This is a genomic window from Patescibacteria group bacterium (assembly GCA_022560785.1).
GTDB lineage: Bacteria > Patescibacteriota > Minisyncoccia > Phycocordibacterales > JADFSL01 > JADFSL01.
In genome coordinates, this window is the sequence record JADFSL010000010.1 from 1 (window position 1) to 18489 (window position 18489).

Annotated in this window: 18 protein-coding genes; 16 read left to right on the top strand and 2 right to left on the bottom strand. The window is 39.7% G+C overall.

The annotated features are described in order from the left end of the window. Positions 1 to 557, bottom strand: a 557-nt coding sequence (locus IIB50_01480) for a hypothetical protein (GenBank protein MCH7529766.1), incomplete at its 3' end; no start/stop codon positions are given. 56 nt (positions 558 to 613) lie between these two features. Beyond that, positions 614 to 2116: a UDP-N-acetylglucosamine 1-carboxyvinyltransferase gene (locus IIB50_01485; GenBank protein ID MCH7529767.1), complete on the bottom strand. Its 1503-nt coding sequence runs from the start codon at positions 2114 to 2116 to the stop codon at positions 614 to 616. A gap of 115 nt (positions 2117 to 2231) precedes the next feature. On the opposite strand from IIB50_01485, the gene IIB50_01490 reads away from it, so the two are divergent. From IIB50_01490 to IIB50_01565, 16 genes are all read left to right on the top strand, one after another. Next, the gene (locus tag IIB50_01490) at positions 2232 to 3245 is read left to right on the top strand and encodes a rod shape-determining protein (GenBank protein MCH7529768.1); all 1014 of its coding nucleotides are present in this window, start codon (positions 2232 to 2234) and stop codon (positions 3243 to 3245) included. A 254-nt stretch (positions 3246 to 3499) separates the two neighbouring features. After that, on the top strand, positions 3500 to 4186 hold the full coding sequence (locus tag IIB50_01495) for a hypothetical protein (protein MCH7529769.1): 687 nt from the start codon (positions 3500 to 3502) through the stop codon (positions 4184 to 4186). Positions 4187 to 4364: 178 nt separating this feature from the next. After that, entirely contained in the window at positions 4365 to 4916 is a 552-nt protein-coding gene (gene frr / locus IIB50_01500) for a ribosome recycling factor (GenBank protein MCH7529770.1), read from the top strand. A gap of 2 nt (positions 4917 to 4918) precedes the next feature. Beyond that, the gene (locus tag IIB50_01505; protein ID MCH7529771.1) at positions 4919 to 6022 is read left to right on the top strand and encodes a site-2 protease family protein; all 1104 of its coding nucleotides are present in this window, start codon (positions 4919 to 4921) and stop codon (positions 6020 to 6022) included. A gap of 55 nt (positions 6023 to 6077) precedes the next feature. Further along, positions 6078 to 7316 carry a prolyl-tRNA synthetase gene (locus IIB50_01510; GenBank protein MCH7529772.1) on the top strand — a complete coding sequence of 413 codons (1239 nt, stop codon included), beginning with the start codon at positions 6078 to 6080 and terminating at the stop codon, positions 7314 to 7316. Between the two features lie 15 nt (positions 7317 to 7331). Then, positions 7332 to 8408: a rod shape-determining protein gene (locus IIB50_01515; protein MCH7529773.1), complete on the top strand. Its 1077-nt coding sequence runs from the start codon at positions 7332 to 7334 to the stop codon at positions 8406 to 8408. Then, positions 8383 to 9204, top strand: a complete 822-nt coding sequence (locus tag IIB50_01520) for a rod shape-determining protein MreC (protein MCH7529774.1) — start codon at positions 8383 to 8385, stop codon at positions 9202 to 9204. Before IIB50_01515 ends, IIB50_01520 begins: the two co-directional genes overlap by 26 nt. Beyond that, on the top strand, positions 9194 to 9469 hold the full coding sequence (locus IIB50_01525; GenBank protein MCH7529775.1) for a hypothetical protein: 276 nt from the start codon (positions 9194 to 9196) through the stop codon (positions 9467 to 9469). The genes IIB50_01520 and IIB50_01525 overlap by 11 nt, the downstream gene beginning before the upstream one ends. A 5-nt stretch (positions 9470 to 9474) precedes the next feature. Continuing rightward, a complete protein-coding gene (locus IIB50_01530; GenBank protein MCH7529776.1) occupies positions 9475 to 11193 on the top strand; it encodes a hypothetical protein in 1719 nt (572 codons plus the stop codon). 64 nt (positions 11194 to 11257) lie between these two features. Next, the gene (gene greA / locus IIB50_01535; GenBank protein MCH7529777.1) at positions 11258 to 11728 is read left to right on the top strand and encodes a transcription elongation factor GreA; all 471 of its coding nucleotides are present in this window, start codon (positions 11258 to 11260) and stop codon (positions 11726 to 11728) included. Between the two features lie 84 nt (positions 11729 to 11812). Next, complete coding sequence (gene lysS, locus IIB50_01540) at positions 11813 to 13402, top strand: lysine--tRNA ligase (protein ID MCH7529778.1); 1590 nt, start codon at positions 11813 to 11815, stop codon at positions 13400 to 13402. Between the two features lie 261 nt (positions 13403 to 13663). Beyond that, positions 13664 to 14098 (top strand): division/cell wall cluster transcriptional repressor MraZ, encoded by a 435-nt coding sequence (gene mraZ, locus IIB50_01545; GenBank protein MCH7529779.1) that lies wholly within the window; start codon positions 13664 to 13666, stop codon positions 14096 to 14098. A 3-nt stretch (positions 14099 to 14101) separates the two neighbouring features. Further along, a complete protein-coding gene (gene rsmH, locus IIB50_01550) occupies positions 14102 to 15064 on the top strand; it encodes a 16S rRNA (cytosine(1402)-N(4))-methyltransferase RsmH (GenBank protein MCH7529780.1) in 963 nt (320 codons plus the stop codon). A gap of 10 nt (positions 15065 to 15074) precedes the next feature. Beyond that, the gene (locus IIB50_01555; GenBank protein ID MCH7529781.1) at positions 15075 to 15401 is read left to right on the top strand and encodes a hypothetical protein; all 327 of its coding nucleotides are present in this window, start codon (positions 15075 to 15077) and stop codon (positions 15399 to 15401) included. After that, positions 15391 to 17100 carry a penicillin-binding protein 2 gene (locus IIB50_01560; GenBank protein ID MCH7529782.1) on the top strand — a complete coding sequence of 570 codons (1710 nt, stop codon included), beginning with the start codon at positions 15391 to 15393 and terminating at the stop codon, positions 17098 to 17100. The genes IIB50_01555 and IIB50_01560 overlap by 11 nt, the downstream gene beginning before the upstream one ends. 149 nt (positions 17101 to 17249) lie before the next feature. Continuing rightward, positions 17250 to 18489: hypothetical protein (locus tag IIB50_01565; GenBank protein ID MCH7529783.1), on the top strand; the 1240-nt coding region annotated here is incomplete at its 3' end.

Sequence of the window (18489 nt, forward strand, 5' to 3'; positions counted from 1 at the left end):
ACACTGTATTGCTCTATTACTCTCTGTAATACTTTTAATAATCGTTCCCCATCAGCAAGTGAGGGAACACACATAAATATAGATGTATTGCTGGCAAATGCTTCTCTTACAATATTTTTATACACTCCCAAACACTCTTTATCTTCTATCTGCAGGACAAGCTTTTCTCCCGCAACACGTGTTTTTCTTTTCTTTTTTCTCTTTATGTAACCTCCTTCCTGTATTTCATCAAGTATTGTTTTGGGCAATATCTCGGCAAGTACTGCACCAGGAGACGTTACAAAATAATCCGCGGTTTCGCACACCGCAAGCATAACATCAAGCGGAATTCCCGCTTTTGATTCTTGCTTCCCAATTTTTTTCAGTTTGTAGTCGGATGTTTTTATTGCCGTTTTTGACGTGCTAATGTCTTTTGATGAAATAACAATCGCAGGAATTGTTTTTTTGCGAAGTGGCACCGATATTATAGAACCCTCTGGAATCGGTTGTGTCGAAAAATACGACAACTCATCTTTTGTGATTCCTCGGGATATGGGTATGACTCGTATAAAATGCATGTCCTATAGCATAGCAAATTTGTGGAAATAATTTTATAGAATTATAGAATCAGTTTCTATAGGACTTCAACACTTGCGCCTATTCCATTTAGTCGGTTTGCAAGATCCTCATACCCTCGCTCAATAGTGTATATATTTCGCAATATAGAGGTTCCTTCAGCGGCGAGCATACCGAGAAGAATAATAGCAGCTGGACGCAAAGCGGGAGGACACACAAGTTCAGCACTTCTTAGTTTGGTGGGGCCGGTTATAAAAATTCTATGAGGATCGGCAAGCATAGTATCAGCTCCGAGCTTATCAAGTTCTGAAAAGTGGATGGCCCTTTTTTCATAGACCCAATCATGGATTAATGTTTGTCCTTTCGCTTGTGTTGCAATAATGGCAAAGAAGGGAAGGTTGTCCATATTAAGACCGGGATATGGTCTCGGAGTTATTTTTTCAGCAAGGGCGGTGAGTTGTGACGGATATGTTTTTATATCCACAAGATTGGTCCTGCCGTTTAGTGCGTAGTAGTGCTTTAGTATTTTGTATTTGAAACCCATCTTTTCAAGTTTTAAAAGTTCAAGCTCAAGAAAATCAATAGGGCAGCGTTTAATGGTAAGCATTGACTTTGTTACAATCGCAGCTGTAAGAAAAAACATAGTATCAATAGGGTCTTCACTCAGTGAATATTCAACAGGAATATCAATTGTTTTCTTGCCGTGAATTAAGAGTGTCGTGGTGCCGATTCCGTCTATTTGAACCCCCAGTTTTTCAAGAAAGAAACACAACTCCTGCACTTGATAATTTGCCGAGGCGTACTTTATTACTGTCTTTCCGGGTATTTTGCTCGCAGCCATTATTGCGTTTTCGGTTACAGTGTCACCGGATTCATACAATATTATAGTACTTGGTTTGAGACGGCTGTGTTCAATACGATGGTGGTCGGCTTTTGTAGTAATACGTACTCCAAACTTCTCCAGTGCGTAGAAGTGAGGTTTGACCGATCGAGTACCGAGCCTGCACCCTCCTGATTGAGGAAGTTTAAATGATTTGAAAAGGTGAATCATTGGACCTATAAATAGCAGAATGCTTCTGGTTTTCATTGCAGAACGTGTATTGATAGTCGAAAGTGTAAGTTTTGTAGGCGGTTTGATTTCCACATCATCATCTTTCCATGTTACGGATACCCCAATACTCTGCAGCACTTCAATGATTCTATATACCTCTTCAATGCGGGGCATATTTCGCAAGATAGTAGTGTTTTTGTTTAACAATGACGCACATAAAAGCACCACCGCACCGTTTTTTGAAGTGTTGGTAACTATGGATCCTGAGAGTTTTTTGCCGCCTTCTATTTTTAAATTTATTGCACCGGTAGAGATACTAACCAGCTCTTTATTGAGAGCGCGACTTAATTTTGAAAGCATACTGGTACTGAGATTTTGCTCTCCACTTTCCATTCGTGCAACAGCACTTTGAGTCGTGCCTATCATTTCTCCAAGGGCACGTTGAGTGATACCACGCTTCTCCCGAGAAGAGGATATTATTTTTCCAAGTTGTTTGTGTTCCTTGCTCATATATTTCATGCTGACTGTGATAATATAGCATATATGCTATATTTTTATCAATGTAACTTATCGTTATGTACTCTCACATTGGCAATTGAGCCCAAAAACGATACTATGTACGCACATGTCTTTTTTTTCACCAAAATTGGGGATAGATTTGGGCACCACATACATTCTGGTGTATGTGCCCGGCAGAGGAGTCGTACTCTCCGAACCGTCTGTTGTGGCAGTCTCAGAGCAAGACAATAAGATTCTTGCGATTGGCTCGGAAGCAAAGGAAATGATAGGAAGAACACCAGATAATATTATTGCGTACCGTCCCATGAAAGACGGAGTAATTGCCGACTACCGAGTTACCGAAGCAATGCTTCGATATTATATGAAAAAGGCACTCGGTAAATTTCGTTTATTTAGACCCGAGGTTATGATTTCAGTGCCAGCAAGTGTTACATCAACTGAACGGAGAGCGGTCATCGAAGCAGCGATAAAAGCAGGTGCAAAATCAGCGTATGTGGTCAAAGAACCAATACTGGCAGCGATTGGAGCTGGTATACCGATTCAAGAAGCAAAAGGACACATGGTGGTTGATGTTGGCGGGGGGACTATTGATGTGGCCGTTATTTCGCTCGGCGGAATTGTTTCGTGCGCCTCAGTCAAGTGTGCAGGCAACCGGATAGATCGTGCCATTGCCGATTATATAAAAAAGACATTCAATCTTGCCATTGGAGAGGAGATGGCTGAGAAGATAAAAATACGAATTGGGTCAGCGGTACCACTAGAAGAAGAACTTTCCATGGTTATAAAAGGAAGAGATTTTCTCACCGGATTGCCTCGTTCAACAGAAATTACGACTAACGAGGTTGTAAAAGCAATTTCACGTGAGTTGCGTGAAATGATAAAAGCAATTCGCGATGTACTTCAAGAAACCCCACCCGAACTCTCTGCCGATATTATTGATAAAGGAATCATCATGACCGGTGGCTCATCACAACTACGCAATTTCCCCGAACTTATACTGCGTCGCATTGGTGTAAAAGCGTATCTTGCCGATGACACCGCATATTGTGTTGCAAAAGGTACTGGGATAGCGCTTACACATCTTGATACCTATAAGAAAAGCATTATTGCAAAAAAATAACAATTTTGCCCATGATTGGAAATTTAATTTGTTGAATTTCCAATCATGGGTGCAAAATATTACCCTGTTAAATAATTTTTTCAAAGAAAAAATTAACATTTGAAAAAGTATATAGACAAGTATGTTACGCAAATCGTATAAAATAAACAGACAGCATGTCAATAGAATTGAGAAAAATCAAATGTTATTTAACAGGGTGATGATTTTGTAACATCATTGCTCGTCAATACTCACAATAATTAACAAAATCTATCATGAAGTTGTTGTTGGATGCACATAAAAAGAACGCACTATTTCATGCATATCTCATTGAAGGCGAGAAAAAAACTGTGTTGCCGGAGTTATTTTCTTTTTTTGAAAAAACACTGAAAATTCCCACAAATGGAAATCCAGATTTTTATTTCAGGGAGTTTGATAATTTTGGCATAGACGATGGAAGGGCACTACAAGTTATAGCTTCAAGAAAAGCGATTACGAAACATAAGAAAATTTTTGTCATTACTTTTAATTCAATAAATCACGAATCGCAAAATGCACTTCTCAAACTCTTTGAAGAACCGACTCCCAATACACATTTTTTTATTATGACCTCTTTTGTAGATGATTTATTGCCTACGCTTAGGTCTAGATTATTAATTATACCGCGCCAACCAATTGAAATAAACGAGGTGCCTTTTGCAAAGAAATTTCTACATTCGTCTAAACAAGAGCGTTTGCGTATGTTAAGTGAAATTATTGAAAATAAAGATAAGTCTGCTGCTCTGTCATTTTTAAATAGTCTCGAATTAACACTCTACAGCGCTGTCGGCAAAAAAGGATTGAGTAAAGACGTGGTCTCTGTATTCGAGGAAATGCATAAAGCACACGGATACCTAAAAGACCGGTCACCCTCCGTTAAAATGATTCTTGAGAATATATCTATGATTATACCTGTAAAATAATAGTGGCTCATCATTTTTGCAATCATACAATCTCCTGCTACAATTGATGGGTGCATGGTCCCGTTAGAGACCGCGGTCGCTTCGGGAGTGCACAAAATTTTATTGGCATAATTTTTATTAGACTCTTACACAAACAGAGCCGTGGCGTGACAATTGACCGCGATCTGTCTCTAACGGGATGACGTACGATTTTTCAGCACTGAAGCAGAAGATCAAAGACACAGAAGAGTGGCTTTTGAATGAGTACCGCACAGTCCGTACAGGGCGAGCGACCCCCGCACTTCTTGATAGTTTGCGAGTTGAATCGTATGGCACAAGAGTGCCAATCAATCAAGTTGCGAATATTTCAATTGAAGACGCACGAACACTTCGCATAACTCCATGGGACTTATCACAGATAAAAGATATAGAAAAATCTCTTATTGATAGCAATCTAGGTGTTTCAGCATCATCAGATGAAAAAGGGGTACGTGCTTCATTCCCAGAACTAACAGCAGAGAATAGGGCTACTCTATTGAAAGTTATAAAAGAAAAACTCGAGCACGCCCGTATATCACTTCGCGGTGAGAGAGATGAGATTTGGAGTGATATTCAAAAACAAGAACGGGACAAAACGATAAGTGACGATGACAAATTTAGATATAAAGATGAGATGCAAAAACTGATTGACGATGGAGGAAACAAACTCGAAGCAATAGCAATTCGGAAAGAGAAAGAAATTTCAGACTAATTATGAATATACTTTTATTTATAGTAATTTTGGTAGTACTCATATTGGTACATGAATTTGGGCACTTTATCATCGCAAAGAAGTTCGGTATTCGGGTAGATGAGTTTGGTGTAGGGTTTCCACCAAAGCTTTTTGGAAAAAAATATGGAGAAACCGAATATACTTTCAATCTTTTGCCATTTGGTGGTTTTGTAAAAATTTTTGGAGAAAATCCTGATAACGAATCTATCTCAGGACCAGACCGAGCACGTAGTTTGCTCAATAAGCCCAAATGGATTCAGGCGCTTGTGATGGTAGGAGGTGTTGGTTTCAATATACTGGCAGCATGGTTTCTGTTCTCTATCATTTTTGCAATTGGCATGCCAACAGCAATCAATCCGGAAGACATCGGGTCAGTAACTGATCCTGCTCTGACAATTATTAATGTATTTCCAGATACTCCCGCTCATGTAGCGGGGCTTAAGGCAGGGGATCGACTGCTTTCTATTGAGTCAGATGGTTTCAGCGTGAGTGAAATCACGAGTGACCAGATTTCAGAGTTCATCGCTTCCCACGGTGGAAAAGAAATCACGGTCTCATATATGCGCGGAGGTGTAGAGGGAATTGCCATTGTTATACCAGAGAGAGGGATTGTTAAAGATGAGGTAGACAGAGCAGCTATCGGCATATCAATGGGCATAGTCGGAATCGTTAGAGTTCCACCACACAAAGCATTATATCAGGGAGGCAAACTTACCATAGAAATGCTCGGCGCAGTAACAGTTGCGATTGTTGGCTTTCTAGCAAGCGCGCTTACCCTCGGAGCTGATTTTTCACAAATAGCAGGACCAGTAGGTATTGTTGGATTTGTCGGAGATGCGGCAGCTCTCGGTTTGATTCCTCTTCTGCTGTTTACTGCATTCATATCGCTTAACCTTGCAGTCATTAATCTTCTACCACTTCCCGCGCTTGATGGGGGACGACTTGTCTTTTTGTTAGTTGAAACGATAAAAGGCTCTCCTATAAAACCGGTTATTGTAAACACACTAAATGTTATAGGATTTGCACTCCTGATTTTATTGATGCTTGTTGTTACTTACAACGACATCATGAAGATTTTTGCGTAGTGTAGTATTTTCGCCATATTTTGACCATAGAGTGCTTTTGCAGTACTATTTGGTAATGCGGCAGAGCGAACTTTTTACAAAAACAAAAAAAGAGGCACCTAAGGATGAAATCTCAAAAAATGCTCAGTTACTGATACGAGGTGGTTTTATAAATAAAGAAATGGCAGGTGTTTATTCGTACTTACCTCTTGGTTTACGTGTACTAAAAAAAATTGAAAATATTATTCGTGAGAGTATGAATAATATTGGAGGACAAGAATTACTACTCTCGACACTTCATCCGAAAGAAAATTGGCAGAAGACAGGGCGGTGGGAAAGTATGGATGATTTGTATAAAATTACGGATTCTTCTGGTAAAGAAATGGCACTTGGCCCTACACATGAAGAAATCATTGTGCCAATTGCAAAACAGTTTGTCTCTTCATACCGAGACTTACCACTATCTGTGTATCAGTTTCAGAATAAGTTTAGAATGGAACTGCGTGCTAAGTCCGGTATTCTCCGAGGTAGGGAATTCATAATGAAAGATCTTTATTCATTTCATACCACCGAAAAAGATTTCAACGATTACTACGAAAAAGTCAAAAAAGAATACAAAACGATATTTGAGCGCTTGGGGCTGGGAGATATTACCTATCTCACGGTAGCATCTGGTGGGACTTTTTCAAAATACTCACATGAATTCCAAACACTCTCCTCAATTGGCGAAGATATAATATATTTGTGTGAGGTATGTTCCATTGCGGTAAACAAAGAGATACAAAAGGAGCAGCAGGAGTGCCCACAGTGTGGCAAAAAAGACTTGTCGGAACAAAAATCAATAGAGGTGGGCAACATCTTTAATCTTAAGGTAAAATTTTCGGATGCATTCGGACTCACGTATAAAGATGAAAGTGGCAAAGAGCAACCTGTCTTAATGGGCTGCTACGGTATTGGTCTTGGGCGAGTGATGGGCACGGTTGCAGAGACACTATCAGATGAAAAAGGAATTATTTGGCCACATTCTATTGCGCCCTTCACGCTACATCTTGTAGATGTTAGCGGGGGAGACGGGTCTATACAGAAAAAAACAGACCACCTTTACAACGAGCTCTTAGAAAAAGGAGTTACAGTACTCTATGATGACAGAGATGTTCGTGCCGGAGAAAAATTTGCTGACAGTGACCTTATCGGCATTCCATATCGTGTTGTGGTAAGCGCTAAAACAATTGCGGAGGATAAGGTAGAGCTAGTTGAAAGGAAAAATGGCAATACAGAACTAGTTTCTAAAGAAAAGCTCTTTACATTACAATAATGTATGAGTAACGACATGTCTAAGATTCTCAAATCATATGTGGAAAAATTCTACACTTTATTTTCCAATGATATTGGTATAGATCTCGGCACTGCAAATACACTGGTGTATCTTAAGGGTCGTGGAATCATTATTAACGAACCCTCTATTGTTGCCATAAATAAAAAAACTAATCAGGTTGTGGCAATTGGGACACAGGCAAAGGAAATGTATGGCAGAACTCCAGGTCATGTTACCGCACTCAAGCCACTTGTTAACGGTGTCATTTCTGACTTTGAGATAACAGAAGAAATGCTCTCGTACCTTATTAACAAAGCGCAAAAAAATAACAGAAAACTACTTGGTCCTCGAGTGGTAGTGGGAATTCCTTCTGGCATTACCAATGTAGAGTCAAGAGCAGTACGCGATGCCACAAGAAATGCCGGAGCACGCAAAGTATACCTTGTTGAAGAGCCTATGGCGGCAGCTATCGGTATTCGCCTACCGATACACGAACCGGTTGGCAATATGATTATTGACATCGGTGGTGGAACTAGTGATATAGCAATCATTGCATATGGTGGAGTAGTGCAATCTAAGAATGTTCGGGTTGCGGGGGACAAACTCAATGCAGACATTGTTTCCTATATCCGGAGTGAATTTAAAATTCTCATCGGAGAGAAAACTGCTGAAGATGTCAAAACACAAATCAGTTCTGTTGATGAGGAAGGAAGTCCTCTTGAAGCGCCCATTCGCGGTAGGGATTTGGTCACTGGATTACCTCGTGAGGTGATTATCACCGATGCAGACATTCGCGAAGCAATTTCTGGTTCCATAGATCATATTATCGATGCAATAAAAGAGGTGCTTGAAACATCGCCTCCAGAAGTGCTCTCTGATGTAATGCAAAGTGGAGCGTACTTGGTTGGCGGTGGGGCACTTATCCGTGGGATGCCGAAACTTCTCAGTACTTTACTGAAATTGCCTATACATGTTGCAGACGACCCACTTTCTTGTGTAGTGCGCGGAACCGGTATAATACTTGAAGACATCCATGCATTTACTGATATTTTAATAGAAGAGGACAATGAGCAACTTTCTCCGACAGAATAATACTAAAAGAGTTGTATTCACACCAACATTTATTATAGTGATTTTTTTGGTGGGAGTGGTTTCGTTATTGTACATTATATTTCCTACGACTTTTTCTCAAGCACTGCATACGATAACACAACCACTTTGGAGTGCACAAAATAGTCTGACTGCAAAAATATCATCTTCTGTTAAATTATTACAGTCGAAACGCATGTTGGTTGAAGAGAACATGCGACTTGCTACATACATTGAGCAACAAAGTACCACTGTGCTCAATAGTGGAATGCTTGTAGAGGAAAATCAAGAACTCAAAGCGCTCTTAGGGCGAGACCGTGCAGAAAAAACAATTTTGGCTGCCGTTCTCTCAAGACCAAATGTTTCTCTATATGACACCATCATCATTGATATTGGAAATGATTATGGAATTAAAAAAGGAGATTTGGCTATAGCATCTAGCATTATTGCCATCGGTACCATAAGTAATGTATACAAGAGTACCTCTGTAGTGACACTCTTTTCTGCTCCGGGGGAAGAGACTAGTGTCATGATTGGCCCAGAGCAAATATTGACTTTAGCACGTGGAAGAGGTGGTGGAAACTTTACCACATTACTTCCCCGAACCACTGATATTGTTGAGGGAGACAACGTTGTAATACCTGGTATTAATCAAAAGCTCTTTGGAGTTGTCGAGAGTATTATTGCCAATTCAGCTGATGCTTTTCAGACCATACTGTTTAAAAATCCTGTTAATATCAATGAGATAAGGTGGGTAGAAATTATTTCCCCCAATAATGTTAACCATATTGAACAATAAGCGCACAACGAGGATAGCTCTTAATACTGCCTTAGTTTCCAGTATTCTATTTTTACCGTGGTGGTTTTCAGTAGCAGTTGTGGTAGCGCTGCTACTTGCATTTAGTGCATATGAAGTGTTAGCGTGGGGGCTTTTCGCTGACATGCTCTATAGTGCACCGATAGGTGCGTTTGCGGGAATAGAACTTGCTTTCACCATACTTTTTCTGCTGCTATTTGTTTGTGTTGGATATAGCAAGCAATGGCTCATGTTCAATAATGATTAGGTTATATGTTCGGCTCTCTGCTTAAAAAATTCCGTTCTTTATTTTCTAAAACAAGTACGCACTCTGACATTTATCCCGATGAAATTTTCCTCGATTCAACCAATCTACCACAATTTGATACAAGCCAGTTTGAAGGGCGTATAGAAAAACCAATTTCAAAAACCACATTGTTTTTCGTTGGCGTAGCATTTTTAGTAGTGGGGCTTATATTTAGCTCAAAGATATGGGTGTTGCAAATTACCGAAGGCGAGGTGTATGCGCAGACAAGTGAAAATAACCGTTTACATCACCAGCTTATTTTTGCTGATCGAGGGATTATTTATGATCGAAAAAAAGAATCGTTAGTTTTGAATGTGCGAAACGAGAGTGAAATTTTCTCGCGGAGAAAATATAGTGAGAAACCAGGCCTGGCTCACGTACTTGGGTATGTCAATTATCCACTCAAAGACACTGCAGGCGTTTATTACCAAGAAGATTTTATAGGAAAGGATGGTATTGAAAAACTTTTTGATGATACACTGCGCGGAGTAAATGGGATTAAAATTATTGAAACTGATGCACTCATGAATATTAAGTCGGAGAGTATTATAATACCGCTTAAAAATGGAAATGACCTAGTGCTTTCAATTGATAGCAATGTGCAAAGCAAACTGTATGAGTTTATTGAGCAAACTGCTAACAGTGTTGGCTTCGAAGGTGGAGCGGGGGTATTTATGAATGTGCACACCGGAGAAATTCTTGCACTTACCAATTATCCTGAATATAATTCGTCAATACTCTCCGATGGGAAAGATAGTAAAGCCATAGCTTCATACGTGCTTGATACTCAAAAGCCGTTTCTCAACAGAGTTATCTCCGGTCTCTATACTCCAGGTTCAATCATAAAACCATATGTTGCGATTGCCGCTCTTAATGAAGGCATAATTGGCCCAGAGAAAAGTATTTTAAGCACCGGAAGCATTACAATACCCAATCCATTTTTCCCTGACCAGAGTACTATTTTTAATGACTGGAAGGTTCATGGTTGGGTCTCTATGCGAGAAGCACTTGCAGTTTCATCAAATGTATATTTTTACTCAATTGGTGGCGGTTATCAGGATCAGGAGGGACTGGGAATTTCAAAGCTTGATAAATATATGCGGCTGTTTGGTTTTGGAAAGCCTAGTGATCTGTACCCTGATATTGAGCAAAATGGAACGATACCCAACCCAAGGTGGAAAAAAGATACTTTTGGTGATAGCGTATGGCGCATTGGTGACACCTATAATACAGCAATAGGACAATATGGTTTTCAAGTAACACCGATCCAAGTGGTACGTGCTGTTGGTGCGATTGCAAACGGGGGAACACTTGTAAACCCAACTCTTATACTTGGCGGAAATGGTGACAAAGAAAAAATTTCTATTCCTGAAAAACATTTTGAAATTGTGCGAGAAGGAATGCGTCTTGCGGTTACAGACGGCACTGCAAAAGGACTGTTTATTCCTACCGTTGAAGTAGCGGCAAAAACAGGCACAGCAGAGCTTGGGGTGCGTAAAGAGTTGGTAAACTCATGGATTACTGGGTTTTTTCCGTATGAAGATCCACTGTACGCGTTTGTAGTCATTATGGAGCGAGGACCGAGCGAGAACCTTATTGGAGGATTGTATGTTGTTCGCCAACTGCTTGATTGGATGGCAATACATACTCCAGAATACTTGGATGTATCTACAATAAACGAATGAGAATAAGGATATTGGATTGACTTTTTTATGTTGTTCTATACAATGTGATACTACTACACTGCATATGAGCGACAAAAAAGAGTATCTTACAAAAGAAAAATTTGATGAACTTAAAAAAGAGCTTGATTATCTAAAAACCACTAGCCGAAAAGAAATTGCGGAAAGTCTAGAATATGCTCGTTCGCTTGGTGATCTGTCGGAAAATGCAGAATATCAAGAGGCACGAAATCTACAAACTGCGACAGAAGAGCGAATAGTTAAACTTGAATCAATTCTGAAATCAGCGAGCATTGTTACTGATAAAAATTCGACTGACGAAGTAAATTTGGGATCCTCAGTTTCTATTCAAAAGGAAGGAGAAAAAGATATTCACGAGTATCAGGTTGTTGGTACCGAAGAAGCGGACATGCATGAGAGAAAAATATCACACCTGTCACCTCTCGGTGAAGCTATGATGGGGAAAAAGAAAGGAGAAGTATTTTCATTTGCTACTCCAAATGGAAAGATGAACTGCAAAGTTGTTAATATAAAATAGGCACCACACACCCATTGTTTAAATTTTTAAAGCTCTGCCTGATATAGGGCTTTTGTGCTAATATAGGAAATCTAAAGAGTGTACATGTTTTGGGCAGATAAAATCACAGACGAAATAGGAACGAAATTTAAAAAAGAGATTGCCGACAGAGAATCAATAATCATTCGCGATGAGAAAACAGCATCAGGAAGGATGCTCATCAGTGCTATGCGTGGGGCTGTCATTCATGGCATTATTTCGGAAATTTTCTCTGAAAAAAAAGTCTCCAATACATTTCTTTGGGAAATCAACGATACGGATGCACTCAGAAGTATCCCAAAAAACCTCGATGAGAAAAAGTATCGGCAGTATCTTGGCTTTCCACTATACACAATACCATCGCCGGAAGAAGGAGCAGAAAACTATCCTGAATTTTTTGCAAAAGAGTTTACTCAAACAATAGAGCACATGGGCTTTACGCCGATATATTATCGTTCGAGTGTCGCATATCGAGAAGGGAAATTCAATGATGCAATTCAAATTGCACTCCAGAATGCAACTTTGATACGGGATATTTATAAAAAGATTTCTGGTTCAGAAAAACCAGTAGACTGGCTTCCACTCCTGGTTGTGTGTGAGAAGTGTGGGAAAATCGGTACAACAAAAGCCACATCATTTGATGGAGAGAAGGTGAAATATACATGTGACAGTAATGTTGTTGAATGGGCAGATGGGTGCGGACACAGCGGGGAAGTGTCTCCATTTAATGGAAACGCCACGCTCCCATGGAAAGTGGAGTGGGCTGCAAAATTTAAAGTGTTTAATGTAAAAGTGGAAGGGGGAGGAAAAGATCTTTCTACGAAGGGAGGTGCTCGAGATGTTTCCAATCACATAGCGCGCGAAGTATTTAAACACCAACCTCCGTTTGACATCCCATATGAATTTTTTCTTGCTGAAGGCAAAAAAATGTCCACGTCAAAAGGCAATGCTCCTGCGGCACGCGAAATAATGAATATTCTTCCACCACATATATATCGTTTGGTATTTCTTGGTAAAAATTACAAACATGCAATTGAGTTTAATATCACTGGAGATACCGTACCGATTCTTTTTGATAGACATGACAAAATTGCGGAAAAATATTTTGCACACCCCGAAGATGATGATGCCCGTTTGTTTGCGCTCATTTATAGTGCCGCAGAAAGACAATCTCTAACAGAACATTTTCTCCCACGATTTTCTCTCGTTTCTTTTCTTGTACAGATGCCTCATATAAATATAGAAGATGAATTCTCAAAAATTAAAGGCAGTACTCTTACAAAAGAAGACAAAGACGAATTAAAGATGCGTGTTGAATATGCAAATAGGTGGCTAAAGGAGTACGCGCCAGAAGAATATAAATACGAACTACAGCACAATGTTCTACCGGAAGCGACCAAATCGTTTAGTGATAAACAAAAAAAGATATTAGTAAAAGTACTTGACTACATACAGTCGCAAGAAAAACTTGAAGGAGAAAAATTGCATACACAGCTCCACCAGATACGTCAGGAATCTGACATAGAACCAAAAGAATTTTTCAGTGCACTCTATCTAAGTTTTTTGGGAAAAGACAGCGGACCAAAAGCGGGGTGGTTTCTAAGTGTTATTGATAGAAAGTTTTTAGAAAAACGACTAAAAGAAGCAAGTAAGTAACATTTTTTATAAAAGGCCCCGCCGCGCGGGGCCTTTTTGTATGTATAGTGTATCTCGTTAGAGGTAACGATACTGCTAGTATTTGTCAAATGTGTGATTTGGGCTTCATGTGGGATGTGGATAACTCATTTGGTAAAGTGGGATAGAATGTTATATATTTACTATGCAGTGGGAAGAAGTGGGCTACATCAATTTCCGTTAGAAATTGATAGCCCACTTGTTCGTCCGTGACGAATAAACAGGGTATATGCCTTTTATTGTATGCTTATAGGTGAATTTACACATACACTTGATACAAAAAAGCGCCTCTCTCTTCCATCTAAGTTTCGAAAACAATTTGGAAAAAAGGTGATTGTTACAAAAGGACTCGACAACTGTCTTTTTGTATATTCACTCAAAGAATGGGAAAAAATTTCGCAGCGTCTTGGTGAGCTTTCAATTGGTCAATCCGACACAAGAGGGTTCAATCGGTTCATGCTAGCAGGAGCAGTTGAGATAGATGTTGATTTGGTTGGAAGAATTCTCATACCGGAGTTTCTTAAAAAATTTGCTCAACTAACCGACAAAGTAGTATTTGCAGGAATTCACAATCGTGTTGAGCTATGGAATGAAAAGGCATGGTCTATCTATAAAAAGCGAATTGAAAAACAAGCTGACAAGCTTGCCGAAAAGCTAGGCGAACTAGGAGTACTCTAATCTATGATGCGTCTTATTACACACAAACGTAGTATCAACACTGCGAAGTCTACAAAAGACACAAAAGAATTGCCAGTACATCGCAGTGTACTTCTCAACGAATTGGTTGATGCACTACAGATAAGACAGGGCGACACTATAGTTGATGCCACCGCCGGAGGTGGTGGCCACGATAAGCTTGCCTGCTCCCAACTTGGTAAGAGTGGTACTCTCATCACAATTGATATGGATACAGATGCGCTGATCAGAAGCAAGAAACATCTGAACGATTTGTCGTGTAAAAAAATATTTCAAGAAGGAAATTTTCGTGACATGCAGCACATGATCAATTCATTTGGCATAGAACATGTTGATGGTGTTATGTTTGATTTGGGATTCAACTCCTATCAGATAGAAAACTCCGGTCGGGGCTTTTCTTTCAGAGCAAACGAACCGCTTTTAATGACGTTTAAAAAAGTTCCAAACGAAAACGACATTACCGCAGATAGCATCATAAACTCATGGGACGAAGAACATATTGCCGATATATTGTACGGGTACGGTGAGGAACGATTTGCTCGAAGGATAGCGCGAGGCATTATAGCTGCACGGAAGATTAAAAAAATAGAGCGTACTGTAGAACTTGTCGACATTGTGAAATCATCAACACCACGGTGGTATCACGCAAGGCGAATACATCCGGCTACCAAAACATTTCAGGCTCTGAGAATCGCGGTTAATGATGAAATAGAAACACTTCGCAAGGGTTTAAGAGAGGCACTTTCAATTTTAAAACGGGGTGGCAGACTGGCGGTGATATCTTTTCACAGTATTGAAGATAGAGTTGTAAAACAATTCTTCAATGGAGCAAGTAAAGATGGGCATGGAATGATTATTACCAAAAAACCAATAGTTCCTCAGCGAGATGAAATTTCCCGAAACCCAAGAGCGCGTAGTGCGAAATTACGAATTTTTGAATCAAATTAAATAATTAATAATGAAAAGAAAAACAGCAATCGCAACACTGAATGTTCAGAAACGTTTATTTACGGTACTCTTGTTTAGTGCCATAGCACTTGTTGTTTTATATGGTTTTTTTGTCAGCAAATCAATCGTCAATGTAATCATTAGGGAAGAGGTACAAAATTCAATGGTAACTATACACTCAACCACAGGAGATCTTGAGTCACAATACATAGTACTCAAAAATGCGATTGATGTTGAATTTGCATATACATTAGGTTTTACCGACATAGCTGAGAAAACATTTGTTGCACGAAAATCACCTCTCGGTAAAAGTCTTTCGGTTAACGATGAAATCTAATGTCGTACTGAGAATACGGATGGTGACTGCTGTAGTTTTTTTATTTGCATCCATCCTTGTAGTGCGATTATATTTTGTGCAAATAGTATACGGACAAGATTTCAGTAACCGTGCAGACAGACAATATGTTATGCCTAGCCCAAATCTCTATGACAGGGGATCTATTTTTTTTGAGGACAAAGATGGGCGACTGATTTCTGGCGCCACCTTAAAATCTGGCTTTACTATTGCACTAAATCCGGGGGCTATTGAAGATCCATATAATGCCTATAACAAAATTGCGAGCGTTCTTTCCATAAACAAGGAACAATTTATATCAAAAAGCAATAAGAAAAATGATACCTATGAGGAGATCGCGAAACAGGTAAGTGTCGATATAGGCAAGAAAATAAATGATTTTGACATACCAGGGCTTGGTATTTATAAAGAACGCTGGCGCTTTTATCCAGGTGGCACACTTGCCGCTCACACACTTGGTTTTGTCGGCTACGATGGGGACGAACTCTCCGGCAGATATGGATTGGAGCGATATTATAATGACACGCTCACAAAAGATAATAACAGTCTCTACATCAATTTTTTTGCTGAAATTTTTGCCAATATATCGGTATTTAACCCCGGAAAAGTAAAACGCACCGGCGATATTATAACTTCCATAGAACCTTCCGTACAACTGTATCTTGAAGATAGACTTGAGGAAGTGCACACAAAGTGGAATTCTAAGCAAACTGCTGGTATTATCATGAATCCTCGCAATGGCGAAATATATGCGATCGGAGTATACCCGGTTTTTAATTTAAATTCATTTGCGGAAGAAGATAGTCTGCAGATTTTTTCAAATCCAATAGTTGAAAGTGTCTATGAGATGGGCTCGATCGTCAAACCACTTACTATGGCAGCGGGCATCGATACAGGCGTAATAACTTCGGGAACCATGTACAATGATCGTGGGACTATTACGCTAGACGGTGCAACAATCTCAAACTTTGATGGTAAGGGAAGGGGGCGTGTCTCTATGCAGGATGTGTTAAGTCAGTCTCTCAATACTGGGGCAGTTTTTGTCGTGGCACGGATGGGAAACGACATATTCAGAGAATACATGCTATCGTATGGAGTGGGTGAGGAAACTGGAATAGATTTGCCTAACGAAAGTGCCGGACTTGTAGATAACCTAAATAGCCCGCGGGATATCGAGTATGCTACGGCTTCATTTGGTCAAGGTATAGCGATGACACCGATTAGTATAGTGAGAGCTCTCTCGACGCTTGCAAACGAGGGCGTACTCGTCACTCCACATGTGGTTAAAAAGATTCGGTATGATTCAGGGATAACAAAAAAAGTTTCATACAATGACGGAGAGCGTGTGCTCAAAAAAGAAACCGCAGAAGAGGTGACCAGAATGCTTGTGCAAGTAGTTGATGAAGCCCTTCTTGGAGGGAAGGTTAAGATTAAGAATTACTCTGTGGCGGCAAAGACCGGCACCGCGCAAATTGCCAAAAGTGATGAGCGCGGATATTATGATGATAGGTTTTTCCATTCTTTTTTTGGATATTTTCCCGCCTACGATGCACAGTTTTTAATTTTTCTATATACACTTGAACCGAAGGAAGTCCGCTATGCGTCACAGACATTAACTCATCCGTTTATGGATATCGTTTCTTTTCTCATCAATTACTATGAGGTGTTGCCGGACAGATAGTATTTATCCTCCTAAATTTTTGGCTAAGAATTATACACGTAGCGTATAATTCCAGCAAAGTAGAACGATATTTAAAAACTAATTTAGATAAAATAAAAAAGTAAAATGATTCTTGATTATTTGCATAGCCAAAAACTTAGAGAAGAAACATGAAACAAATTCTCAAACACATAATTGTTTTCATTCTTGAAATAGAGTCACGGCTTGTACTTAAAAAGTACAAGCCCAAAATTATTGCCATTACTGGAAGTGTTGGTAAAACTTCGGCTAAAGATGCTATCTACAGTGTCCTTAGTGATTCTTTTTTTGTTAGGAAGAGCGATAAGAGCTTCAACAGTGAAATAGGTATACCACTCACTATTTTAGGGTGTCCGAATGCATGGTCTAGTCTCCTGCTCTGGACAAAAAATATTTTTGAAGGCTTTGTACTCATCGTTTTGAAAAATCACTACCCGAAATGGCTCATACTTGAAGTTGGTGCCGACAGGCCTGGAGATATCAAGAATATCACGCGTTGGCTCAAACCTGATATTGTTGTGGTAACGAGGATTCCTGATGTACCGGTACATGTAGAATTTTTTGCTTCGCCGGCAGATGTGCTGAAAGAAAAAAATTATTTAGTAAAAGCGCTCAAAAAAGACGGAATACTTATACTAAATCATGATGACGAAAATGTAATGTCTCTTAAACAAGATCTCGAGCATTTAATCACATTTGGTTTCAAAGAGGGGTCTAACATGCAGGCGGCTAATGATAACGTATATTACCAAGCAGGCGTTCCTGTAGGCATTAGATTTAGGGTAGATTATAAAGGCAATAGCGTACCAATAGAGATAAATGGGGTTGTGGGGCGCCAGCATATAGATTCCGCGCTTGCAGCGCTTTCGGTTGGCTCCAGTCAGAATTTAAATATCGTGGCGATGGGGCAATCACTCTCACATCACAATACGCCACTGGGTAGGATGAAGCTTATAGAAGGAATTAACAAAAGTACCATTATTGATGACAGCTACAATTCATCACCAATTGCGGCAGAGGAAGCACTCAACGCACTCCATAGAATGAATACAGAAGGCAGAAAAATAGCAGTGCTGGGAGATATGCTTGAACTTGGCAGCTATACCGCCGAAGAGCACAATAAAGTCGGGAAACAGGCTGCGGGAGTCGCAGACATACTCATGACGGTAGGTGTACGGTCTCAACTCATAGGGGAGAGTGCACAGGAAAATGGAATGAAAAAAAAGCATATACATATACTCAACGATTCGTATACTGCAGGAGGGAAACTTAAAAATATAATTAGTGCTGGAGATTTGGTGTTGATTAAAGGATCACAATCAGTAAGAATGGAACGGATAGTAGAAGAAATTATGGAACATCCAGAAAAAA

What these genes read in the sequence shown, in the direction of transcription:
- IIB50_01505 (MCH7529771.1), top strand. Translation starts at nt 4,919, where the DNA reads ATGAATATACTTTTATTTATAGTAATTTTGGTAGTACTCATATTGGTA.
- greA (MCH7529777.1), top strand. Translation starts at nt 11,258, where the DNA reads ATGAGCGACAAAAAAGAGTATCTTACAAAAGAAAAATTTGATGAACTT.
- IIB50_01560 (MCH7529782.1), top strand. Translation starts at nt 15,391, where the DNA reads ATGAAATCTAATGTCGTACTGAGAATACGGATGGTGACTGCTGTAGTT.
- rsmH (MCH7529780.1), top strand. Translation starts at nt 14,102, where the DNA reads ATGATGCGTCTTATTACACACAAACGTAGTATCAACACTGCGAAGTCT.
- IIB50_01510 (MCH7529772.1), top strand. Translation starts at nt 6,078, where the DNA reads ATGCGGCAGAGCGAACTTTTTACAAAAACAAAAAAAGAGGCACCTAAG.
- IIB50_01520 (MCH7529774.1), top strand. Translation starts at nt 8,383, where the DNA reads ATGAGCAACTTTCTCCGACAGAATAATACTAAAAGAGTTGTATTCACA.
- IIB50_01555 (MCH7529781.1), top strand. Translation starts at nt 15,075, where the DNA reads ATGAAAAGAAAAACAGCAATCGCAACACTGAATGTTCAGAAACGTTTA.
- IIB50_01530 (MCH7529776.1), top strand. Translation starts at nt 9,475, where the DNA reads ATGTTCGGCTCTCTGCTTAAAAAATTCCGTTCTTTATTTTCTAAAACA.
- lysS (MCH7529778.1), top strand. Translation starts at nt 11,813, where the DNA reads ATGTTTTGGGCAGATAAAATCACAGACGAAATAGGAACGAAATTTAAA.
- IIB50_01490 (MCH7529768.1), top strand. Translation starts at nt 2,232, where the DNA reads ATGTCTTTTTTTTCACCAAAATTGGGGATAGATTTGGGCACCACATAC.
- mraZ (MCH7529779.1), top strand. Translation starts at nt 13,664, where the DNA reads ATGCTTATAGGTGAATTTACACATACACTTGATACAAAAAAGCGCCTC.
- IIB50_01495 (MCH7529769.1), top strand. Translation starts at nt 3,500, where the DNA reads ATGAAGTTGTTGTTGGATGCACATAAAAAGAACGCACTATTTCATGCA.
- IIB50_01515 (MCH7529773.1), top strand. Translation starts at nt 7,332, where the DNA reads ATGTCTAAGATTCTCAAATCATATGTGGAAAAATTCTACACTTTATTT.
- IIB50_01485 (MCH7529767.1), bottom strand. Translation starts at nt 2,116, where the DNA reads ATGAGCAAGGAACACAAACAACTTGGAAAAATAATATCCTCTTCTCGG.
- frr (MCH7529770.1), top strand. Translation starts at nt 4,365, where the DNA reads ATGACGTACGATTTTTCAGCACTGAAGCAGAAGATCAAAGACACAGAA.